This window comes from Sutcliffiella sp. FSL R7-0096 (assembly GCF_038595065.1).
Classification (GTDB): domain Bacteria; phylum Bacillota; class Bacilli; order Bacillales; family Bacillaceae_I; genus Sutcliffiella_A.
Genome location: NZ_CP152003.1, coordinates 2,173,907 through 2,196,974 on the forward strand (window position 1 = coordinate 2,173,907; position 23,068 = coordinate 2,196,974).

Consider the following 23,068-nt stretch of genomic DNA (forward strand, 5'->3'; position numbering starts at 1 on the left):
CCGCCGGGCTTTTTGCGGTACCTCCCCATAATAAATTGCATTGTGGGGCAGGTGTCTTTCTGCTTTATTCTTTGTTCTACCTTGTCCACTTCCTACATAAATTTTAAGTAGGAAGGAGTGGGTAAAATGAAGAGAAGTACATTTCAACTGTTGGCATTTGTTATTATTGCATTTTTTACATATAAAACGGTGTATCATCCGTTTCCTGGAGATATCACGGATGCCCTGTCTAGTGACTTGTCTGAAGTGACCAAGAATCGGGATTCGCTGTTTACGGAGATAGAGCAGAAAGCATCGGATTTTGAAATTGCACCTCAGGATGCTAAAATTGACAAAGTTTGGAAGGCGCAACCAGGGTTAAATGGCTTGGAAGTGGATGTGGAAGCCTCTTATAAGAATATGAAGAAAAATGGTGTTTTTGATGAGAAAAAGCTTGTTATGAAGCAAATTCCGCCAAACACCCATCTTCAAGATCTTCCTCCATCCCCAATTTACCGTGGACATCCCGAAAAGCCGATGGCAGCATTTCTAATCAATGTGGCGTGGGGAAATGAACACATTCCGGGTATGCTGGAAACCTTGAAGAATCACGGCGTTCAGGCAACCTTTTTCCTAGAGGGTAGATGGGTGAAAGAAAATCCATCGATGGCCAAAATGATTATAGATGCAGGCCATGAAGTGGGGAATCACTCTTATACCCACCCAAACATGAAAACATTGGGTAGTACTGCAGTCAGGGAACAGCTTATAAAAACCAATGAAGTCATAGAGGCAATTTCCGGGAATAAAGTTACCTGGTTTGCCCCTCCAAGTGGCAGTTATCGTGATGAGGTCGTAAATATCGCCCATGAACTGGAGTTAGGTACCATCATGTGGAGTGTAGACACGATTGATTGGCAAAAGCCTACACCAGATGTTCTTGTCAACAGGGTGATGAAAAAAATCCATCCGGGGGCAATGGTCCTTATGCACCCTACGCCTTCCACGGCAGACAGCTTGGAAACCCTTATTATTTCCATTAAAGATAAAGGGCTCGAACTAGGAACTGTTTCTTCCCTTTTAAGTGAAGAAAGAATCGTTCATCACAACTAGATTTGGCAAACTTGAATAGGAGGATTATCGTTGCTTACTAAACATACATGCTCAAATGGAGTAAGAATTGTATTAGAAAATATTCCACATGTCCGCTCTGTTGCAATTGGAGTGTGGATTGGAACTGGCTCAAGAAACGAAGACAACCTTAATAATGGTGTTTCCCATTTCCTTGAGCATATGTTCTTCAAAGGTACAGAAACAAAAAATGCCCGTGAAATAGCCGAAGCCTTTGATTCCATCGGTGGACAGGTAAATGCTTTTACGTCAAAGGAATATACTTGCTACTATGCAAAAGTAATGGATGAACATTCTTCCTATGCCCTTGGGGTACTCGCGGACATGTTTTTCCATTCGATTTTTGACGAAGAGGAATTAAAAAAGGAAAAAAATGTTGTATACGAAGAAATCAAGATGTATGAGGATGCACCTGATGACATTGTTCATGATGTACTGGCTCGAGCTTCCTATGGTAACCATCCACTCGGATACCCGATCTTAGGTACCGAGGATACTTTATCTGCATTTGACGGGAACACCCTCCGTGAATATATGAAAGAAACCTATACTCCTGACAATGTTGTTATCTCTGTTGCTGGGAACATAGAAGACTCTTTTGTCAAAGAGATAGAAGAACTGTTTGGAAGCTATGAAACCGGACATTCCAAAAGGGAGTATGTCAGGCCTTCGTTTGAAACAGGACGTATCGCCAAAAAGAAAACAACCGAACAGGCTCATCTTTGCATCGGTTATGATGGACTTCCGATTGGCGATAAAGATATCTATAACCTGATTGTCCTGAACAATGTACTTGGAGGAAGCATGAGCAGCCGTTTGTTCCAGGATGTAAGGGAAGAAAGGGGATTGGCATACTCCGTCTATTCCTATCACTCCACATTCCAAGACAATGGGATGCTTACCATCTATGGAGGTACTGGCAGCAACCAACTGGATCTACTATTTGATACGATACAACAGACACTTGAAACGTTTAAGCGTGATGGCATCACTAAAAAAGAGCTTGTAAATAGTAAAGAGCAAATTAAGGGTAGTCTCATGCTGAGTCTGGAAAGTACCAACAGCCGCATGAGCCGAAATGGAAAAAACGAGCTTCTGCTTGGCAGACATCGTTCCCTTGATGACATCCTAGACAGAATCAACACCATTACTGAAGAGTCTGTTAATAACTTGGCAACCAAGATTTTTACTGATGACTATTCTGTGGCATTGATCAGCCCAAGCGGTGAAATGCCGAAGTCAATAAAAGGATAAAGCAATATTTATGCCTGCCAATTTCCCTTGGCAGGTTTTATTTTGGACACCTCCTAATATAAATAATACGGGAGGTGTTTTTTTTATGAGGCTTAGTGAAATGAGCGGCAAGGAAATAGTAGATGTAAAACGAGCGGAGAGGTTAGGGATCCTTGGACACACAGATTTGGAGATCAATGAGAACACTGGGGAAATCCGCTCGCTCATTATCCCATCATTGAAATGGTTCGGCTTGAAAAAAGAAGGCAGTGACATCCGGGTGCCGTGGAATCATATTAAGAAAATAGGTACAGATATGATTATTATCGATATACCTGAAGAGGAAGAGTGAACGACTTGGCGCGAGCTGGGTCGTTTTTTTATGTGGGGCAATATTCGACCGAATGCATGAATTCCCATGTCCTTCGGTCAAATAAAAGACCTTTAAAATTCCGAACCCATGAAATTCCCCCCCCACTTCCCAAACTCTTCCCTTTCTCCCCTGATATAAGCACAGATTTTCATTGGGTTACATAAGATGTGGAAGTAAGAAAAACTTGAGCCAGATTTACAAACTTTCACGAAGTAGAAGAAGGTGAACAATTTATGCTGACCGGTTTGCACATAGCTGTCATTGGCGGTGATGCAAGGCAGCTGGAAGTGATACGTAAGCTTATAGAGCTTGACGCAAAGCTTTCGCTTATAGGATTTGATCAATTGGACCACGGCTTTACAGGTGCTTCAAAAGAGCAGTTGAATGAAGTGGATTTCACTACAGTCAGTGCCATCATCCTTCCTGTGCCGGGAACGAACCTGGAAGGACAGGTGGATACGATTTTTTCCAATGAAAAAATTGTACTGACAGAGGAGATAGTAAAAAACACTCCTGAGCATTGTACCATTTATTCAGGTATTACCAACCCTTACTTGAATCAATTGGTAGCCAGTACAAATAGAAAACTAGTTCAATTGTTTGAACGCGATGATGTTGCCATCTATAATGCAATCCCTACTGTAGAAGGTACCATCATGATGGTCATTCAGCATACGGATATTACCATTCATAATTCGAAGGTAGCAGTCCTTGGACTAGGGAGAGTCGGTATGAGTGTTGCCCGCACATTCTCGGCACTCGGGGCAAAGGTTCGGGTAGGAGCAAGAAAATCAGAACACATCGCACGTATTTTTGAAATGGGTGTAACGCCATTTTATCTGAACGAATTATCATCGAACGTTTCCGATGTAGATGTATGTATTAATACCATCCCTCACCAAATCGTCACCTCGGATGTGATTTCCAAAATGCCTGCTCATACCCTGATCATTGACTTGGCATCGAAACCTGGAGGCACCGATTTCCGCTATGCCGAGAAAAGAGGAATAAAAGCGTTATTAGCTCCAGGACTTCCTGGGATTGTCGCCCCGAAAACGGCAGGCCAGATCGTGGCAAACGTATTGGCACAATTACTTAAAGAGGAAATGGAAGGGAGAAAGGGGAATTAACCATGCAATTAAAAGGAAAAAGATTAGGCTTTGGGTTAACAGGTTCTCATTGTACCTATGATGCAGTAATCCCTGAAATACAGAAACTGCTTGATGCTGGTGCAGAAGTCAGGCCAGTCGTAACCTCTACGGTCCAAAACACGAACACTAGATTTGGTCAAGGAGAGGATTGGATCAAGCTGATAGAAGACATGACCGGACATAAGGTAATCGATTCTATTGTAAAAGCAGAGCCGCTTGGTCCGAAAATTCCATTGGACTGTATGATCATTGCACCTTTGACAGGTAATTCGATGAGCAAACTGGCGAATGCATTGACGGATTCCCCTGTCTTGATGGCAGCAAAGGCAACACTAAGAAATCATAATCCCGTAGTACTTGGTATCTCTACTAATGATGCCTTGGGATTAAACGGATTGAATTTAATGAGACTAATGGCTACAAAAAATATCTACTTTATACCATACGGACAGGACGCACCTGAGAAGAAACCAAATTCAATGGTTGCCAGAATGAGTATGTTGATGCCGACTGTTCTGAATGCAATGGAGCATAAGCAAATCCAACCAGTTATCGTAGAAAGATATAAAGACGATTTATAAAAAAATTGCCGGGAAGAGAAGAAAAGTAAGAATTTCTTCTCTTCTTTATTTCAGTAATATGTTAAAATAAAAAATTATGAATCAAAATAAGCTATTTTCGTAAACTTTGTTGCTTTTACGCACTTTTGAACCAACCGTTATATACCTTTTTGTCGTGCTCTTTCCCCGCACGACAAATATATTACGTGCATATCTAGAGTTGGTATGCAGTAAAAAGTCCAATTGCCGACTTTTTACTCGTGAATAGCAACAACCTTTGAGAAAAGAGCTAATTAAAAATGGAGAGGTGCTTAATAGATGAGTGGTTTACATGTAGCAGTAGTAGGCGCAACAGGAGCAGTAGGACAACAGATGCTTCATACATTAGAAGAAAGAAACTTCCCGGTCAAGAAGCTTACGCTATTATCTTCGGAGCGCTCTGCAGGTAAGAAGGTACTTTTTAAAGGTGAAGAAGTTACTATTGAAGTTGCAACACCCGACAAATTTGAAGGTGTTCATATAGCATTATTCAGTGCAGGAGGAAGTGTATCCAAGGAGCTTGCACCGGAAGCCGCGAAACGTGGCGCCATTGTCGTGGATAACACAAGTTATTTCCGTATGGATCCAAATGTCCCATTGGTGGTTCCAGAAGTAAACGAAGAGGCCATCAAATCTCATAATGGGATCATTGCCAACCCAAATTGCTCCACTATCCAAATGGTGGTTGCACTAGAGCCGATTCGTAAATCCTATGGACTGAATAAGATAATTGTCAGCACGTATCAAGCTGTGTCAGGAGCTGGAGCTGCGGCGATTGAAGAACTTGAATCCCAATCACAAGCAATTCTGAATAACGAAACATTCACTCCTAATATTCTTCCTGTAAAAGGTGATAAGAAACACTACCAAATTGCTTTCAATGCGATTCCGCAAATTGATAAATTTGAAGACAACGGTTTTACTTTTGAAGAATTGAAAATGATCAATGAAACGAAAAAGATCATGCACGACCAAAATCTTCAGGTTGCAGCAACATGTGTACGACTACCAGTTGTAACAGGACATTCAGAGTCTGTATATATTGAAGTAGAAGACGAAAATGTGACTGTTCAAGATGTTAGAAGATTGTTGGAAAACGCGCCTGGTGTGGTACTGCAAGATAAACCGGAAGAACAAGTCTACCCGATGCCGGCTGATTGTGTCGGTTCTAACTATGTATTTGTAGGCAGAATCAGACAGGACCTGGATAACAAAAAAGGATTTCACCTCTGGGTGGTATCCGATAACCTGTTAAAGGGTGCCGCATGGAATTCCGTTCAAATTGCAGAAAGCCTAGTGAAACTTGGAGTAATCAACCAATAATAATCACAAAGAATAAGGTCTCTAAAAAGGACCTTTTCTTTTCGGCTGTATTTTTTGATGCCACCATTCTTCAATCTTGAACAGTGTGTGCCATTCCTAAAGGGGCTGGTACTATTTTCTGCACAGCTTTCGTATGTATTAAAGATGTTTCTAAACCGGATGAGGTGTCGATATATGAAAATAATTGTTCAGAAGTTTGGTGGGACGTCAGTCAGGGATGAGGCAAGCAGACTTGCTGCAGTCAAACATATTAAAAAGGCTGTTGATGAGGGATACAAAGTGGTTGTCGTGGTGTCTGCAATGGGGAGAAAAGGGGAGCCTTATGCGACCGATACACTACTCAGCCTAGTAGAAACTGGAAATGATTGCGTTTCAAAACGGGAGATAGATATGCTGTTATCCTGTGGGGAAATCATCTCTTCCATTGTTTTTAGTAACCTCTTACAAAACCATGGAATCTCTGCAACCGCCCTAAATGGTCCTCAAGCAGGGTTCCGTACAAATAATGATCACACAAATGCCCGTATCATAGAAATGAAGTGTGATAGGCTCTTAGAAATGGTAAAATTATATCAAGTGGTGGTAGTTGCAGGCTTTCAAGGTGAAACGAAGAATGGGGACATTTGTACAATCGGGCGTGGAGGAAGTGATACGTCCGCTGCTGCTTTGGGCGCTGCCATTCAAGCGGAGTGGATCGATATTTTTACGGATGTAGAGGGTGTTATGACAGCAGATCCCCGCATTGTAAAAGATGCCTCCCCTTTACCTGTTGTCAGTTATAATGAAATTTGCAATATGGCATACCAAGGAGCAAAGGTCATCCATCCTCGAGCTGTCGAGATTGCCATGCAATCCAAGATACCGATACGGATAAGGTCAACCTATTCCAATTCAACCGGGACGCTTGTAACTTCGCTTGATAAATTAGGAAAGGGTGCGGATGTCAAGGATCGCTTGATAACTGGAATTGCGCATGTCCCTAATGTGACACAAATAAAAGTGTTTGCTAAAGAAGGCGATTATGGGATACAAACGGAAGTTTTCCGGGCCATGGCCAACGAACAGATAAGTGTCGACTTTTTCAACATATCGCCGACAAGTGTCGTTTACACGGTAACAGACGAAAAGAGCGAAAAAGCGATAAATGTCCTAAAGAAGTTGGGATATGATCCGAAAGTAAACCGTCACTGTGCGAAAGTGGCAACAGTGGGAGCGGGAATGACAGGGGTTCCTGGCGTTACATCCAAAATCGTTACTGCTCTTTCAGAACTAGGGATACAAATTCTTCAATCGGCAGACAGCCACACGACAATTTGGGTGTTGGTGAAACAGGAAGATATGATACGTGCAGTGAACGCTTTACACAAAGCCTTCAGTCTGGCGAGAAAACAAGTAACCATCCTACACCCAATCTCAGAAGAAGGAGAGAAAAAAGTACATGATTAACTTTGGTAAAGTGTCAACAGCGATGGTGACACCGTTTGATAATAAAGGAAATATCGACTTTGAGAAAACAACTCAATTAGTAAACTATCTTATAAAAAATGGTACGGATTCCCTTGTTGTCGCAGGGACAACAGGAGAGTCTCCAACGCTATCAACGGAAGAAAAGCTTGCACTTTTCTCACATGTCGTCAAAGTGGTGGAAGGTAGAATACCGGTAGTTGCGGGTACCGGAAGCAATAATACTCGTGCCTCCATCGATCTGACAAAGAAAGCAGAAGCCGCCGGAGTGGATGCCATCATGCTGGTAGCCCCTTATTACAGCAAACCTAGCCAAGAAGGATTGTATCAACACTTTAAAGCGATCGCAGCGGAAACGTCCTTGCCTGTGATGCTATATAACATACCAGGGCGTTCTGTTGTAAATATGTCAGTGGACACCATTGTGCGCTTGGCGGCAGAGAAGAACATCATGGCCATGAAAGAAGCAAGCGGTAACCTGGATGCTATGACAGAAATAATCGCAAACACTCCGGATGACTTTGTGCTTTATAGTGGGGATGATGGATTGACCCTCCCTGTATTATCCATCGGAGGTAACGGAGTGGTATCCGTCGCATCCCATGTGTTAGGAAATGAAATGCAAGCAATGATCCGTGCATTCGAATCAGGAGAGTATGCAAATGCTGCAAAACAGCATCAAAGGCTACTTCCGATAATGAAGGGATTATTCAGCGCACCAAGTCCTTCACCAGTAAAAACCGCCCTTCAGTTAAAAGGATTGGATGTTGGTGGGGTAAGACTGCCGTTGGTTCCCCTAAATGAAGAAGAGAGAAACACGTTAGCAGCCCTTTTACGTACAATTTAACTTTTCATGAATGGTCAAAGCGCTTTTGTGCGCCTTGGCCTTTTTGTTTGCACTTTTCTCCAAATGCCAGTTATTATAATATTTCTTGTATTCCAATTCTTGCATACGTTATAATTATTTCAAATGACATGGAGCGGTTATTAATTTGGCACTTGTAAGCTGAACATTTAATAAATCTCTGGAGGATGCAAAAAAAACGTGCATTATCGTCATATTTCATTTTTACATACATGTAGGAGGTAAAAAAGTGAATACACCACAGATAGAGAAATTAAAAGTTTTTGCCCTCGGGGGGATCGGGGAAATTGGGAAGAACATGTACGTATTGGAAGCCGATGATTCCATCTATATCATGGATACAGGGGTTATGATCCCAGAAGACGGAATGCTTGGAATTGATATGGTTATTCCTGATGTTACATATCTTTCAGACAACAAAGAAAAAATCAAAGGAATATTCCTCACCCATGGACACGAAGAACATATGGGCGGTTTGGCATATATCCTAAGAAAGTTGAAGGCCCCTGTTTACGGTACAAGGCTGACATTGGCACTTGCCAAAGAGCTTGTTAATGGGCTTGGCTCCCCAGGTCATATAGAGTTCAAAGAAGTAGATGAAAATACCGTACTTGAACTCGAACATGCCACAGTCACCTTCTTCAGGACAAATCATAGCATTCCGGATTCTGTCGGCTTATGCTTTCATACTTCACAAGGTGCAATCGTACATACAGGGGACTTTAAGTTCGATCAGTCCCAGCTGTCACAGAATACCGATCTTGGTAAAATAGCGGAAATTGGAAATAAAGGAGTGCTTTGTGTCTTATCCGATAGCACTAATGCTGAAAAGCCAGGTTATACCATTTCGGAATCTGTAGTAAGGCAGGAAATTGCAGACGTAACTTATAATGCCAAGGGACGTGTATTTGCTGCATGCTTGTCAACAAATGTCGTACGGATCCAACAAATTGTTCAAGCAACCATCGACAGCAATAGAAAACTTGTTGTTGTTTCCCACCCGACAGACCGTAACTTCAATATTGCAACGGAATTGGAGTATCTGCACATTCCTGATGATCTGCTTATACCTGTCAATGAACTAGGAAGCATTAATGATGATAAGGTGGTCGTTTTGACGATCGGGACGCATTCCCAACTGATGTCTTCCCTTTTGAAGATGGCAAGGGGTACCCATAAGCATGCGCAAATCAAACCACATGACATCGTGATGATTGCCGCATCCCCATCGCCAGGAACCGAACTGACGGTTGCTAAAGTGATAGATAAACTATACCGTGCGGGAGCAGTTGTGATCTATGGTCAGAAAAAGATCCATTCTTCCGGACATGGTTGCCAGGAAGAGCTAAAGCTGATGATGAATCTCCTCAAGCCTCAATATGTCATCCCTATTCAAGGGGAGTTTAAGATGCAAAGGGCGCTTTCAAGAGTTGCAGAAAGCGTTGGAATAGACAAAGATAACATCTTTTTATTGAATAAGGGTGAAGTGATTGAATTTAATAAGGGTGTAGGAAAATATGCCGGTAAAGTCTATGCAGGGAATGTCCTTATTGACGGACTGGGTGTAGGAGATATCGGGAACATCGTATTACGGGACCGCCGATTATTGTCCCAGGATGGAATCATGGTGGTGGTGGTGTCCATCAGTAAGAACCAAAAAAGAATTGTCGCAGGTCCAGAAATTCTTTCAAGAGGCTTTGTGTATGTGCGCGAGTCGGAAGAGCTGTTGGATAAAGCAAATTCCATCGTAACGGAGATATTGGATAATGCTGTGAAGGAACAGGTTTTGGAATGGTCTAGTTTGAAGCTTAAGATTAGGGAATCCTTGAATCAGCATCTGTATGAGAAAACAAGACGTCGTCCGATGATACTTCCAATTATCATGGAAGTATAATATCGTCAAAATGAACCGCAATGGGATATAGTGCCCATTGCGGTTTTTATATACATTGGTTCAACTCCTGAAGACTTCCGTTTTAGGTGTTCTTATCGCAGGGCTGTGCTTGAGCCTCCTCACATCGCTTCGGTGGTCTCAAACTACCGCTACCCTCCGCTTGAGTCTCACACCATGCACAGTAATGTTCAAGGGGAGTCAAAAGAACTGTTGAGTTACGAATGAAATATGTACTGACGTCAATACTAGAGAAGAATACACAATTTATTTAGGGACGGAAGGAGATCATCATATGCCTGATTTTACATACCAGTCATCTGAACAACCTCAGCAGGAACCGAACAAGCAAGATGCAGGTAAGGATTCCTTGGTCAATAAAATCCAACAACTTGGTCAAACAAATGTAGCACAAATGCCTTCGGATTCAAAAATACATTGCTTGACAATCGTGGGTCAAATTGAGGGCCATGTCCAATTGCCGCCTCAAAACAAAACGACCAAATATGAACATGTCATTCCGCAAATTGTTGCTATAGAGCAAAATCCGAACATTGAGGGGCTGCTTGTCATTTTGAATACGGTTGGAGGGGATGTGGAAGCGGGTCTGGCTATTTCGGAAATGCTAGCTTCCTTATCTAAACCTACCGTTTCTCTTGTACTTGGCGGAGGCCATTCTATTGGTGTGCCAATCGCTGTGTCTTGTGATTATTCTTTCATAGCCGAAACGGCCACAATGACCATCCATCCTGTTCGATTGACAGGTTTGGTTATTGGGGTCCCGCAAACGTTTGAGTATCTCGATAAAATGCAAGACCGTGTTATTAATTTTGTCACCAAGAACTCAGGTATTACAGAGGAAAAATTCAAGGAGCTTATGCTTTCCAAGGGGAATCTTACTCGTGATATCGGTACCAATGTTGTCGGTGCGGATGCGGTGGAGTATGGATTGATCGATCAGGTGGGCGGTGTAGGAGAAGCCATCAAAAAGCTGAATGCCCTTGTGGAAGCGAACCAGGATAAATCAGAAGAAGGGAAGATGCTACAATGATTCTCTATACAACCATGCCCCAGGAGTTGATTTTCCCTGTGGAAAATGGAGAATTTGAAAAGCAACGGGTGGTAGATTTTAATGGAGTGTCACTAATGGTGCAACAAACAGATATGAATGCCTACCAGATTGTACGTAATTTGAGTACAGACCCTGCACACTATTTGAACAGTGAGTATTCTCCAGGACAAACCATTAATTTTCTGTAACACCCTTTCAAGAGTTTGGGCTTATGATATAATACAAGCAACAGAGGAAAAAGCAGCCAGTATTTGTTGGCTGCTTTCTTCTTCTCATTATGGTCAGATAGGTGAGAATAATGTCAAAGCGAAAAAAGAGACAAAGAAAAACCAAAAATCGGGATGAATGGAAACGGACGGTCACCTTTGAAGTGATGGGGTTACTGTTGCTTGCCATTACATGTATAGCAATTGCCAAGCTTGGTATGGTCGGGCATACCTTTGTATTATTGTTTCGCTTTTTTAGTGGAGAATGGTACATGCTAATGCTCCTCGGGCTTTTGATCCTGTCTGGATATATCATCTGGAAAAGAGAGCTACCCACTTTTTTCTCAAGGCAATTGGTCGGTGTATATGTCATCATGATGTCTGTGTTGCTACTTAGTCATGTTACGCTATTTAGAATGCTTTCTCGTGGGGGCTCCTTTGCAGATCCCTCAGTAATCGGCAATACTTGGGAGCTTTTCTGGTTAGAAGTAAACGGAGAAACGAGTACGACAGACCTTGGTGGCGGAATGATGGGGGCTATATTATTCGCTCTGTTTCATCTTCTCTTTGATGCAAGGGGTGCCCAGTGGATAGCCATGATCTTCATTGTAATCGGCATCATTTTGGTGACGGGGAAATCCTTGAATGACACTGTCATAAAAGTTGCTGTGGGGCTGTTTACTTTTGCAAAAAATCAGTGGTTGGCTTTCATGGACGACATGAAAGGCTGGAAAGAAGACAGCAATAAACGCAAAAAAGAAAAGCAAGCGGAAGATAAAAAGCAAAAAGAAGAGAAAAAGGCAACAGCAGCAGAAGAAGTCATGGTCATGGAAAATGAATCTGTGGAAGAGATCATTTCTCCACCTATCATTTCCTCTTTTAATGATAGAGAAGAGGTTATGTTTCAGGAAGAAAAGCAATCATCAACGTCCAATGCACAGGACGGAGAAAATCAGGAAGATTCAGGCGAGCTAATTGCAGGCCCTATGGCATTTACAGAAGTGGAAAACAAGGAATATGTCCTTCCTTCCCTTGAGCTGTTAAACAAGCCCATCACGAATCACCAGACAACAGAGCACGAAAATATATACCAGAACGCAAGAAAACTAGAGAAAACTTTTGCAAGTTTCGGAGTGAAAGCAAAAGTGACAAAAGTACACCTTGGTCCTGCAGTGACGAAATATGAGGTGTATCCTGATGTTGGAGTGAAGGTCAGTAAAATAGTGAATCTAAGTGATGATTTAGCACTTGCACTTGCAGCAAAAGATATACGTATCGAGGCGCCGATACCCGGTAAATCTGCCATCGGGATCGAAGTGCCAAATAATGAAGTTGCAATGGTATCACTACGTGAAGTATTGGATACAAAACAAGCCGAAAAGCCGGATGCAAAGTTGCTTATCGGATTGGGACGTGATATATCAGGGGATTCCGTTGTTGCGGAGCTCAATAAAATGCCACATCTACTTGTTGCCGGAGCGACAGGTAGTGGAAAGAGTGTGTGTATTAATGGTATCATCACAAGTATTTTGGTCCGTGCAAAGCCACATGAAGTAAAAATGATGATGATTGACCCAAAAATGGTGGAATTAAACATGTACAACGGGGTTCCCCACCTTCTAGCACCTGTTGTGACCGATCCAAAAAAGGCTTCACAGGCTTTGAAAAAAGTCGTTAATGAAATGGAGCGGCGCTATGAGTTGTTCTCTCATACTGGCACAAGAAATATTGAAGGCTATAATGACTACATAAAAAGACATAACCAGGATGAAGAAGCAAAACAGCCATCCCTACCATACATTGTCGTTATTGTCGATGAGTTAGCCGACCTGATGATGGTGGCATCATCAGATGTGGAGGATTGCATTACAAGACTCGCACAAATGGCTCGTGCTGCAGGCATACACCTAATTATTGCAACGCAACGACCATCAGTTGATGTCATTACAGGAGTAATTAAAGCGAATATCCCATCAAGAATTGCTTTCAGCGTATCATCTCAAACGGATTCCAGAACTATTTTGGACATGGGGGGAGCGGAGAAGCTACTTGGCAGAGGGGATATGCTGTTCCTGCCTGTAGGTGCCTCCAAGCCAATAAGAGTTCAAGGTGCTTTCCTTTCCGATGAAGAGGTAGAGCGGATTGTGGATTTTGTCATCGATCAGCAAAAAGCACAATATCAGGAGGAAATGATTCCTCAAGATATTAACGAAGACGTGGAAGAAGTGGACGATGATCTTTATGATGATGCCGTTCAGCTCGTATTAGAAATGCAGACAGCTTCCGTATCAATGCTACAGCGCCGTTTCAGAATCGGGTACACAAGGGCTGCCAGGCTCATTGATGCAATGGAAATCAGGGGAGTCGTCGGTCCATATGAAGGAAGTAAGCCACGAACAGTGTTGGTATCGGGGAATCAAAATGAAGATGTAGGATCTTAACGATAGGCTCTTTTCGTAAACTTTGTTCCTTTTACGAATTATTAAACCGTCCGTTACCTTCCATACTGTCGTGCTCTTTTCCCTGCTGTACTGAAGAAATTACTTGCACCTTTAGGGTCTGATAGCAGTAAAAAGTCCAATTGCCGACTTTTTACAGGTAAATAGCAACAATCTTTGAGAAAAGAGCCTAACAATAAAAATGCAGTTGGCAGTAGGGAGCTTTCTCGACTGCCTCTTTTTTCGACAAAAAGAATTAAAAACTTTATTTTCTATTTATTTTACCCTCGAAAAGTGTTATATTATTTTGGATTAATAGGAAAACATGAAAAATGTTTTGTAAACGGTTAATGGGGGATCAGTTATGACGATTCGGTCAGACAGCAGGCATTTATATTTACTGGTTGTAGACAAATTGAAGCAAGATATTGAGAACAAGGTGTATAAAGAAAAAGAGAAATTACCTTCCGAATTCGAATTGTCTCGACGCTTAGGGGTAAGTAGAGCTACATTAAGAGAAGCTTTACGTGTACTCGAAGAAGAAAATATCGTAGTAAGAAGGCATGGGGTAGGTACATTTGTTAATTCCAAACCGGTCTTCTCCTCTGGAATTGAACAATTGAATTCTGTGACAGAAATGATTTCACAAGCGGGTATGAGACCCGGAACAGTTTTCTTGACATCTACCATTGAAACGCCATCCGAAGAAGAACTAACAAAGTTCAATAACCCTGCAATCAAGGAGGTCCTTCATTTCGAGAGGGTACGAACTGCCAACGACCTTCCGGTGGTATATTGTATCGATAAGATTCCGACGACCATTGTCGAGGACTATCAATCTTATAAGAATGAATCCTTATTGAAACTCCTCGAGAAGGAAGCGGGCAGATATATTTCCTATGCGGTCACACATATCGAACCACTTGGATATCATGATAAAATTTCACCAATTCTAGAATGTGAACCTGAAACAGCACTGCTTGTATTGAAACAAATGCATTATGATCAGAATGACGAACCTATTTTGTATTCGCTAAATTATTTCAGGGCTGATAAATTCAGTTTCCATGTATTGAGAAAGCGCCCATAAAGGACAAGAACACCACAAGCTTCATTGCTTGTGGTGTTCTTGTCATGGATCATAATTTTATTATGTAAACCTTTGCCTTCAGGATACCCTCCAACTTGAAAAACTTACTAATTAAGCGTTATATTGGGTTTAGGACTATTTTTTGATTGATAAAGAAAGAATAGTACTGTCTATATTTTTATACGTTTAAATAATATGATGAAATATCGCAAACCTTATGTGACGTGAAGGAGGAGATGTCGTGAAGCTAGTCGATGAAAGAACGTATAGTTTAAATGGTTTAACGGTACACACTATACCGACTGAAAAATTCAAGACGAATACATTAGTTCTAAAAGTAAAAGCGCCATTGTCAGAAGAGGATGTCACAGTGAGGGCGCTTTTGCCATATGTATTACAAAATGGTACAAAATCACACCCGCAACCCTCTCAATTCAGGGCTTATTTGGACGAATTATATGGAGCAAGCCTTGCTGTCGACCTTAGTAAAAAAGGGGAAGACCACATCATCACGTTCCGTTTGGAAATAGCCAACGAAAAATTTCTGAGAGATTCCACCCCACTGCTTGAAAAAGGGATTGAGTTGCTCAGTGAAGTGCTCCTGCATCCTGTCATGGAAGAGAATGCCTTTAAGGCCTCCACGGTAGATAAAGAAAAGCGTGCATTGAAACAGCGAATACAATCCGTTTATGATGATAAAATGCGTTATGCCAGTCAGCGCCTAGTAGAAGAGATGTGTTCTGAAGAGCCTTATCGTCTACCCGCTAACGGGGAAAAGGATAAAGTGGACAGTATTACGTCACAATCTTTGTTCGACTATTATCAGAACATGCTTAAGACGAATGATATCCACCTTTATCTTGTAGGGGATATTAAGGAAGAAGAAGTAGATGGTTATGTGAAAAAGTATTTTCAAATTCCCGATCAGGTAAACAAGGTAACATCAAGCATTTCTGAACCAACTACGATTCGTAAAGATCCGAACGAAGTAATAGAGAAGCAGGATGTGAAACAAGGGAAATTAAATATAGGGTACAGGACAAACGTGACATTCAAGGATGATCTCTATTATGCCTTACAAGTTTTTAATGGTATTTTCGGTGGTTTCTCTCATTCCAAATTGTTTATCAATGTGAGGGAAAAGGAAAGCTTGGCCTATTATGCAGCTTCAAGAGTTGAGAGTCATAAAGGACTGCTTCTGGTCATGTCGGGCATTGATTTCTCCAATTTTGAAAAAGCAGTCACCATCATCCATCAACAGATTGAGGCGATGAAGAAAGGTGAATATAGCGAGTCGGAAATCTCCCAGACGAAGGCAGTCATAAAAAACCAAATTCTTGAAACAATTGATACAGCCCGTGGATTAATCGAAGTGCTCTACAATAACGAAGTTTCAGAAGTAGATAAACCTGTCGATGCATTTTTGGAAGGTGTGGAAAATGTTACAAAGGAGCAGATCCAGGAAGTGGCAAGACTGGTGGAGCTTGATACTATCTATTTCTTGACTGGGAAGGAGGCGTAACATATGGAAAAGATTGAATTTAACCAACTAGCGGAAACTCTGTACCATGAGACCTTGGATAATGGGTTAGAAGTATACCTTTTGCCTAAAGATGGCTTTCATAAGACCTATGCCACGTTTACAACGAAGTATGGTTCCATTGATAATAAATTCGTACCGATTGGTGAAGACGATTTTATAACGGTTCCCGATGGTATCGCTCATTTTTTGGAACATAAACTATTTGAAAAAGAGCATGGGGATGTATTCCAGGATTTCAGCAAGCAAGGGGCATCTGCCAATGCTTTCACTTCCTTTACAAGGACTGCCTATCTTTTCTCCAGTACATCCAATGTGGAAAAGAACCTTGAAACATTGATGGACTTTGTGCAAGCTCCCTATTTTACAGAAAAAACGGTAGAAAAGGAAAAAGGCATCATTGGTCAAGAGATCACCATGTATGAGGATAATGCTGATTGGCGTGCCTATTTCGGATTGATTGAAAGCATGTTCCATCATCACCCTGTGAAAATAGACATTGCCGGGACCATCGATTCGATATCCAAAGTAACGAAAGACCTTTTATATACTTGCTATGAGACGTTCTACCATCCAAGCAATATGCTGTTATTCATAGTTGGGCCGATGAATACGGAAGAAATGATGGGGTTCATCAAGGATAACCAAACCAAAAAGACATTCAAGGAGCAGGAAGAAATAAAGCGTCAATTTGATGACGAGCCTGCTACTGTCAGTGAGAAAAAGAAAGTGCTCAAAATGAACGTTCATACTTCTAAATGCATGATAGGAATTAAAGAATCCAACCCGACGAAACAGGGGGAGGACCTTTTAAAGCATGAACTTACGGTGAATATCCTCTTGGATCTGCTCTTTGGCAAAAGCTCTGATCATTATCAGAAATTGTATGATGATGGTTTAATCGATGAGACTTTTGCTTATGATTACACCGGTGAAAATGGTTTTGGATTTGCCATGCTTGGAGGAGATACCTCCGAGCCGGATAAGTTGGCTGAAAGAGTACAACATATCCTGCTTGAGTTTGACCCAACCTCCATTAAAGAGGAGGAGTTAGAACGGATTAAGAAAAAGAAAATCGGTTCTTTCTTACGGGCTCTTAACTCTCCTGAGTTCATTGCAAACCAGTTTACGCGTTATGCATTTAATGACATGGACCTTTTTGAAGTAACCCCTCAGCTTGAGAAAATAACACTCGAGGACCTTAATAGGGTAGCCACTGAATTTATTAAAGAAGAGGCTTTTACAATCTGTCAGGTTGTGCCAAAATAAAAATAATACGAGGGAGTGCGGTCCTTGATGGAACCGGCTCCTTTATTTTAGTGTAAAAAGGGATGAGGTCAATGAGTGGAACAGCATTAATTATAGGGGCGAGTGGGGATATCGGGAAGGAAATAGCCAAAACACTTTTAGCGGAAGGGTATACTACCTATCTCCACTATAACCGGGATAAAAAGACAATCCTCGAATTGGTGGAGGAGTATGGCGCAGATAAAATAACGCCTATTCAATCCGATTTAACAGAAGATATGGGTGTCCAGTTAATAAAAGAGAGTGTATTTTCTACTATTGATACCATTGTTTATAATGCAGGATTTACCTATTATGGACTTATGACAGATATTGATGAAAAAACAAAGAGAAAGATGGTGTCGCTTAACATAACATCATTATATTCAACCGTTCAGGCTTTTTTGCCGGAGATGCTTAGTAATCGAAATGGAAAAATTGTCGTCATCTCTTCCATTTGGGGGGAAGTAGGAGCTTCATGTGAAGTGCTCTACTCGATGACGAAAGGTGCCCAAATTTCATTTGTGAAAGCACTGGCAAAAGAAGTGGCTCTAAATGGCGTAAGGGTGAATGCCATCGCACCCGGAGCAGTATCAACAAAAATGCTTGAATCCTTTTCAGAGGAAGAAAAGAAGGAAATAAGTGCTGAAATCCCCATGGGCAGGTTGGCTCTACCGCGTGAAGTTGCAGATTCTGTCAGCTTTCTCTTGTCTGAAAAGTCTTCCTACATAACCGGTCAGGTGTTAGGGGTTAATGGCGGTTGGAATTAGTAGGCAATGCATAAATTGAAAAAGACCTTCACATACTAACTCTTGAACATATTGGAAGGAGGAGTTAATATGTCAGTACTTGAAAACTGGGAACAATGGAAAGGCTTCTTAGGAGATCGATTGAACCATGCAGAGCATGAAGGAATGGACAATGGTGCCATTTCTCAACTTGCGTATGAAATTGGTGACTATCTTGCAAAAGAAGTGGAAGCAAAAAATCCACAGGAAAGAGTGTTAGCGGATCTTTGGAAAGTGGCTAGTCCTGAAGAGCAACATGCGATTGCCAATATGATGGTTAAATTGGTTCAAAACGATTCAACGCATTAAGAGAGGCCACAACCTCTCTTTTTTGTTTGCCCTGTTTTTGAAGTCCTGTATAACCCCTGTAGATTTCCGTTCCAGCTGCTCGCTTAACCAAAGGGTGGTGCTTGAGCCACCTCACGACGCTGGGGAGTCTCACAACTTGCACTCCAATCTACAAGGGAATGTTAAAGAAGTCCAAATTTCAGAGGATCGCAAGGAATTGCTTTCTTATTAAGGGATTATTGGATATTATAGAAGTAACATATGACAGGACGAAACGTACTGAAAGGGTGGAGGGGTTTGATGGAGAAAAAAGAGTGGTATTTAGAATATGAGATACATATCAACAGGCCGGGGTTATTAGGTGACATTGCATCCCTTTTAGGTATGTTATCCGTTAACATTGTCACAATCAATGGAGTGGATGATGCAAGGAGGGGAATGTTACTTTTAAGCGATTCAAATGAGCAAATAGTCCGTCTTGAATCTATATTGAATACAATGGATAATATAACTGTTACTAAGCTAAGAGAGCCAAAATTAAGAGATCGTTTGGCGGTAAGACATGGAAGGTACATTCAGCGAGATGCGGATGATAAGAAAACCTTCCGATTCGTCCGGGATGAACTGGGGCTACTGGTAGATTTTCTGGCAGAGCTTTTCAAACAAGATGGACATAAACTAATCGGAATCAGAGGGATGCCACGCGTGGGTAAGACAGAGTCCATTGTTGCTTCGAGCGTCTGTGCCAATAAAAGATGGCTCTTTGTTTCCAGTACTTTGCTTAAACAAACCATCCGGAGTCAATTAATCGAAGATGAGTACAATGTGGACAACTTATTCATTATTGATGGAATAGTATCAACTAAAAGGGCGAACGAAAAGCATTGGCAGCTTATCCGCGAAATAATGCGTATTTCTGCTGTAAAAGTGGTTGAACATCCTGATATTTTCGTGCAAAATACAGAATATAAGCTTGATGATTTCGACTATATCATTGAACTCAGAAATAATGAAGATGAGGAAATCACTTACGATGTGGTTCAACCAAATAATATGTTTGAAGAGAATCCTTTTGGGGGCTTTGATTTCTAAATAACGTTGGAAGGTGTAAGTATTGACAGAATTAGGTAATAGGTTAAAGCAAGCAAGAGAAGAGAAAGGCATGTCACTGGAGGATTTGCAAACAGCGACGAAAATACAGAAAAGATACTTGATTGGTATTGAGGAAGGCAATTACGCCATCATGCCAGGTCAATTCTATGCACGTGCTTTTATTAAGCAGTACTCCGAAGCAGTAGGGTTGGACCCCGAGCTTATCTTTGAAGAATACAAACAGGATATCCCTGCAAATGAAAAAGATGAGATTCCTCCATTATCGAGAGTGAAAACTAGAAAGCAAGTTCCGACAAAAAATAACAAGGTACTAAATTTTATACCAAAAGTATTTATGTTCTTGGCTTTTGTGGCTGTGGTAGCCATTCTCTATATCCTTTTTCAGAACTGGGGAGTGGGAAATTCCACTGATACGCAAGAAGACAACAATCGAGGAGTAGTCTATGATCCTGCTACTACCGATAATGGCGGTGAAGGGGAAGACACCAACGAAGAAAATGTGAACGAGGAAGAACCTGCAGAAGAGCCAGAAGAGGAGCAGGTAGAATCTTCAACCGGCACACTGACAGAGGTTTCTTCAAACCGACCTACTGCTACGCTGGAACTGAAGGATACTGATACATTCGAAGTGGAACTTTCAGCAAAAGGCGGAAACACATGGGTAGGAATCAGCAATTCAGAAGGTGAGTCCTTTCATAGCAAAGAATTGGTTGATGGAGAAACGGAGACATTCAATCTTTCTGAAGAAAATGAAGTAATTTTCAATGTTGGCTGGGTCCCTGCCACTGAAATTAAAATTAACGGCAAAGCATTTGAGTTCCCTTTTCCGGTAGATGAAGTGACAACTCAGAAAGTCACTATTAAATTTGTATCAAATGGACAACAATAAAGTCATCAGGATGATGGCTTTTTTTGTACAGATTTCCCTATCGTTAGACAAACCTGTATATTTTATGTATAGTGGAAAAGCAATATTGAATGCTGGAGGAATGATTGTGAATTTACCTAACAAAATAACTGTTTCAAGAATCCTAATGATACCTATTTTTATGGTACTCATGCTTGTACCTTTCAATTGGGGAGACTTCTATCTCGGAGATCACTCAATCCCATACGCACATCTTCTGGCAGCACTAATATTTATCATTGCATCCATTACCGATTGGGTTGATGGTTATTATGCTAGAAAATTAAATATGGTGACAAACCTCGGGAAGTTCCTTGATCCTCTTGCAGATAAGTTGCTCGTTTCTGCAGCACTTATTGCGCTTGTTGAGCTTCAATTGGCTCCAGCGTGGATCGTTATAGTCATCATAAGCAGGGAGTTCGCTGTTACCGGATTGCGTTTGGTACTTGCAGGTGAGGGGGAGGTTGTCGCTGCAAATATGCTTGGGAAAATTAAAACATGGGCACAGATCATTGCTGTTTCTGCTTTATTACTACATAACCTGCCATTTGCACTTATCGGTTTCCCATTTGATATGCTTGCACTTTGGGTAGCGATGATCTTCACGGTAGTTTCCGGCTGGGATTATTTCTATAAAAACAGACAGGCTTTTATGAATTCCAAGTAAAATCGGACCTTTTGTAAGAGGCTATTTTCGTAAATTTTGTTGCTTTTACGTATTTTTAAACCGTCCGTTATATTCCTTACTGTCTTGCTCTTTTCCCTGCAATACTAAATCTGCTACTTGCATGTTTAGAGTAAGTAAGCTGAAAAAAGTCCAATTGCCGACTTTTTACTGTGAATAGCAACAATCTTTGAGAAAAGAGTTTTGTAAAAAGAGCTTTAAAAAGGGGAGAGTTCCATGATTAAAAACGCAGAGATTATTGCTGTAGGTTCTGAATTGCTGCTCGGGCAAATTTGTAATTCGAATGCACAATTTCTTTCAAAACAGCTTGCCGAACTTGGGGTGGACGTGTATTACCACACTGTAGTGGGAGATAATTCTTCAAGATTGATGGATGCTATCAAAACAGCCAAACAACGTTCCAATCTCTTGATCTTCACTGGAGGTCTTGGACCAACGAAAGACGACCTAACCAAAGAAACGATTGCAAAAGTGTTAGACAAACAATTGGTAATGGATGATGAAGCAATGTCCAACATAGCAGCTTACTTCAAGAAATCAAAGCGAGTGATGAGCGAAAATAATAAAAAGCAAGCTCTCGTATTGGAGGGCTCTGCCATCTTGGCGAATGATTATGGAATGGCTCCGGGAATGGCGCTTAGTGACGGGTCTCATACTTATATGCTATTACCTGGCCCTCCCAAAGAGCTCCAACCGATGTTCTCCGTTTATGGAAGAGAGTACCTGCTAGAAATTCTAGGTGTAAAAGAACAGATTGTTTCCAAGGTTCTCCGTTTTTTCGGGATTGGCGAGTCCCAGCTTGAAACGGATATTTTAGACCTCATAGACAAGCAGACTAATCCTACTATCGCACCGCTTGCAGGGGACAACGAGGTGACATTAAGACTTACAGCAAAGCATCATTCCATCGAGGAGGCTAACCGTCTTATTGATCAATCCGAAAAGGAGATCTTGGATCGAGTCGGTGAATTCTTCTTTGGATACGATGAAGATACCATCTACTCTGTTCTATTTAATAAAATCCAAGAGTCCAAGTACACACTAAGCAGTGCAGAGAGCCTGACTGGAGGGTTATTCTCTGAAAGGATGACAAGCTTCACTGGTGCCTCTGAAGTAATAGAAGGTGCTGTTGTCAGCTATACCAATGGTGTAAAGGATAATGTGCTCGGCGTTAACAAACAAACACTTGAAAAAGATGGAGCGGTAAGTGAGCAGGCTGCAAAAGAAATGGCACTTGGAGTGAAGAAATTACTGCAAACGGATATCGGTATCAGTTTCACTGGGGTTGCAGGTCCAGGAACAATGGATAATCAACCTGTCGGCACAGTGTTTATCGGAATAGCTCTACCAAATGATGAAACCATCGTTCATGAAATCCATTTAGCAGGGACGAGAGATGGCATAAGACATAGATCAGCAAAATATGGCTGTCACTATCTATTGAAAGAATTGTTCAAGTAGTTGAGGGGAACTTCAACTACTTTTATTATTTTGGCTCTTTTCACAAAGTTTGTAGCTATTCACTACTTACACACTCTAAAATTTATAAGTAGTATTTTTAGTACAGCAGGAAAAAGAGCACGACATTAAGTAATATAACGATTGATTTAAAATGCGAAGAAGCAACAGTTTACGAAAACAGACT

21 protein-coding genes are annotated in these 23,068 nt (G+C 41.4%); all 21 read left to right on the forward strand.

From position 1 onward, the window contains the following. Nucleotides 1-126: 126 nt before the first annotated feature. Nucleotides 127-1,092, forward strand: a complete 966-nt coding sequence (locus MKY77_RS11000) for a polysaccharide deacetylase family protein (RefSeq protein WP_339145849.1) — start codon at nt 127-129, stop codon at nt 1,090-1,092. Nucleotides 1,093-1,122: 30 nt separating this feature from the next. After that, a complete protein-coding gene (locus MKY77_RS11005) occupies nt 1,123-2,364 on the forward strand; it encodes a pitrilysin family protein (protein ID WP_339145850.1) in 1,242 nt (413 codons plus the stop codon). Between the two features lie 85 nt (nt 2,365-2,449). Next, nucleotides 2,450-2,695, forward strand: coding sequence for a YlmC/YmxH family sporulation protein (locus tag MKY77_RS11010; protein WP_010193298.1), 246 nt, complete (start codon nt 2,450-2,452; stop codon nt 2,693-2,695). Nucleotides 2,696-2,949: 254 nt separating this feature from the next. Then, on the forward strand, nt 2,950-3,846 hold the full coding sequence (gene dpaA / locus MKY77_RS11015) for a dipicolinic acid synthetase subunit A (protein ID WP_339145851.1): 897 nt from the start codon (nt 2,950-2,952) through the stop codon (nt 3,844-3,846). Between the two features lie 2 nt (nt 3,847-3,848). Next, a complete protein-coding gene (locus tag MKY77_RS11020) occupies nt 3,849-4,448 on the forward strand; it encodes a dipicolinate synthase subunit B (protein WP_339145852.1) in 600 nt (199 codons plus the stop codon). A 297-nt stretch (nt 4,449-4,745) separates the two neighbouring features. Further along, nucleotides 4,746-5,789 (forward strand): aspartate-semialdehyde dehydrogenase, encoded by a 1,044-nt coding sequence (gene asd, locus MKY77_RS11025; protein ID WP_339145853.1) that lies wholly within the window; start codon nt 4,746-4,748, stop codon nt 5,787-5,789. Nucleotides 5,790-5,963: 174 nt separating this feature from the next. Further along, the gene (gene dapG, locus MKY77_RS11030; RefSeq protein WP_339145854.1) at nt 5,964-7,235 is read left to right on the forward strand and encodes an aspartate kinase; all 1,272 of its coding nucleotides are present in this window, start codon (nt 5,964-5,966) and stop codon (nt 7,233-7,235) included. Beyond that, nucleotides 7,228-8,100, forward strand: coding sequence for a 4-hydroxy-tetrahydrodipicolinate synthase (gene dapA, locus MKY77_RS11035; RefSeq protein ID WP_339145855.1), 873 nt, complete (start codon nt 7,228-7,230; stop codon nt 8,098-8,100). Before dapG ends, dapA begins: the two co-directional genes overlap by 8 nt. Nucleotides 8,101-8,347: 247 nt before the next feature. Beyond that, the gene (locus MKY77_RS11040) at nt 8,348-10,012 is read left to right on the forward strand and encodes a ribonuclease J (protein ID WP_339145857.1); all 1,665 of its coding nucleotides are present in this window, start codon (nt 8,348-8,350) and stop codon (nt 10,010-10,012) included. A 292-nt stretch (nt 10,013-10,304) separates the two neighbouring features. Continuing rightward, nucleotides 10,305-11,060 carry a ClpP family protease gene (locus MKY77_RS11045; RefSeq protein ID WP_339145858.1) on the forward strand — a complete coding sequence of 252 codons (756 nt, stop codon included), beginning with the start codon at nt 10,305-10,307 and terminating at the stop codon, nt 11,058-11,060. Continuing rightward, nucleotides 11,057-11,269, forward strand: a complete 213-nt coding sequence (locus MKY77_RS11050) for a YlzJ-like family protein (RefSeq protein WP_339145859.1) — start codon at nt 11,057-11,059, stop codon at nt 11,267-11,269. Before MKY77_RS11045 ends, MKY77_RS11050 begins: the two co-directional genes overlap by 4 nt. Before the next feature lie 110 nt (nt 11,270-11,379). Further along, nucleotides 11,380-13,728: a DNA translocase FtsK gene (locus MKY77_RS11055; protein WP_339145860.1), complete on the forward strand. Its 2,349-nt coding sequence runs from the start codon at nt 11,380-11,382 to the stop codon at nt 13,726-13,728. Between the two features lie 361 nt (nt 13,729-14,089). Then, nucleotides 14,090-14,815: a GntR family transcriptional regulator gene (locus tag MKY77_RS11060; RefSeq protein ID WP_339145861.1), complete on the forward strand. Its 726-nt coding sequence runs from the start codon at nt 14,090-14,092 to the stop codon at nt 14,813-14,815. A gap of 241 nt (nt 14,816-15,056) precedes the next feature. Next, the gene (locus MKY77_RS11065) at nt 15,057-16,337 is read left to right on the forward strand and encodes a pitrilysin family protein (protein WP_339145862.1); all 1,281 of its coding nucleotides are present in this window, start codon (nt 15,057-15,059) and stop codon (nt 16,335-16,337) included. A 3-nt stretch (nt 16,338-16,340) separates the two neighbouring features. Continuing rightward, nucleotides 16,341-17,624: a pitrilysin family protein gene (locus tag MKY77_RS11070; RefSeq protein ID WP_339145864.1), complete on the forward strand. Its 1,284-nt coding sequence runs from the start codon at nt 16,341-16,343 to the stop codon at nt 17,622-17,624. A 71-nt stretch (nt 17,625-17,695) separates the two neighbouring features. Beyond that, on the forward strand, nt 17,696-18,412 hold the full coding sequence (locus MKY77_RS11075) for an SDR family oxidoreductase (protein WP_339145865.1): 717 nt from the start codon (nt 17,696-17,698) through the stop codon (nt 18,410-18,412). Between the two features lie 69 nt (nt 18,413-18,481). Then, the gene (locus MKY77_RS11080; RefSeq protein ID WP_339145867.1) at nt 18,482-18,739 is read left to right on the forward strand and encodes a DUF3243 domain-containing protein; all 258 of its coding nucleotides are present in this window, start codon (nt 18,482-18,484) and stop codon (nt 18,737-18,739) included. A gap of 279 nt (nt 18,740-19,018) precedes the next feature. Further along, on the forward strand, nt 19,019-19,810 hold the full coding sequence (locus MKY77_RS11085) for a DUF3388 domain-containing protein (RefSeq protein ID WP_339145868.1): 792 nt from the start codon (nt 19,019-19,021) through the stop codon (nt 19,808-19,810). Nucleotides 19,811-19,832: 22 nt separating this feature from the next. Next, nucleotides 19,833-20,720 (forward strand): RodZ domain-containing protein, encoded by an 888-nt coding sequence (locus MKY77_RS11090; protein ID WP_339145869.1) that lies wholly within the window; start codon nt 19,833-19,835, stop codon nt 20,718-20,720. 103 nt (nt 20,721-20,823) lie between these two features. After that, on the forward strand, nt 20,824-21,405 hold the full coding sequence (pgsA, locus tag MKY77_RS11095) for a CDP-diacylglycerol--glycerol-3-phosphate 3-phosphatidyltransferase (RefSeq protein WP_339149790.1): 582 nt from the start codon (nt 20,824-20,826) through the stop codon (nt 21,403-21,405). Nucleotides 21,406-21,639: 234 nt separating this feature from the next. Then, nucleotides 21,640-22,884, forward strand: a complete 1,245-nt coding sequence (locus MKY77_RS11100; protein WP_339145870.1) for a competence/damage-inducible protein A — start codon at nt 21,640-21,642, stop codon at nt 22,882-22,884. Nucleotides 22,885-23,068 lie beyond the last annotated feature (184 nt).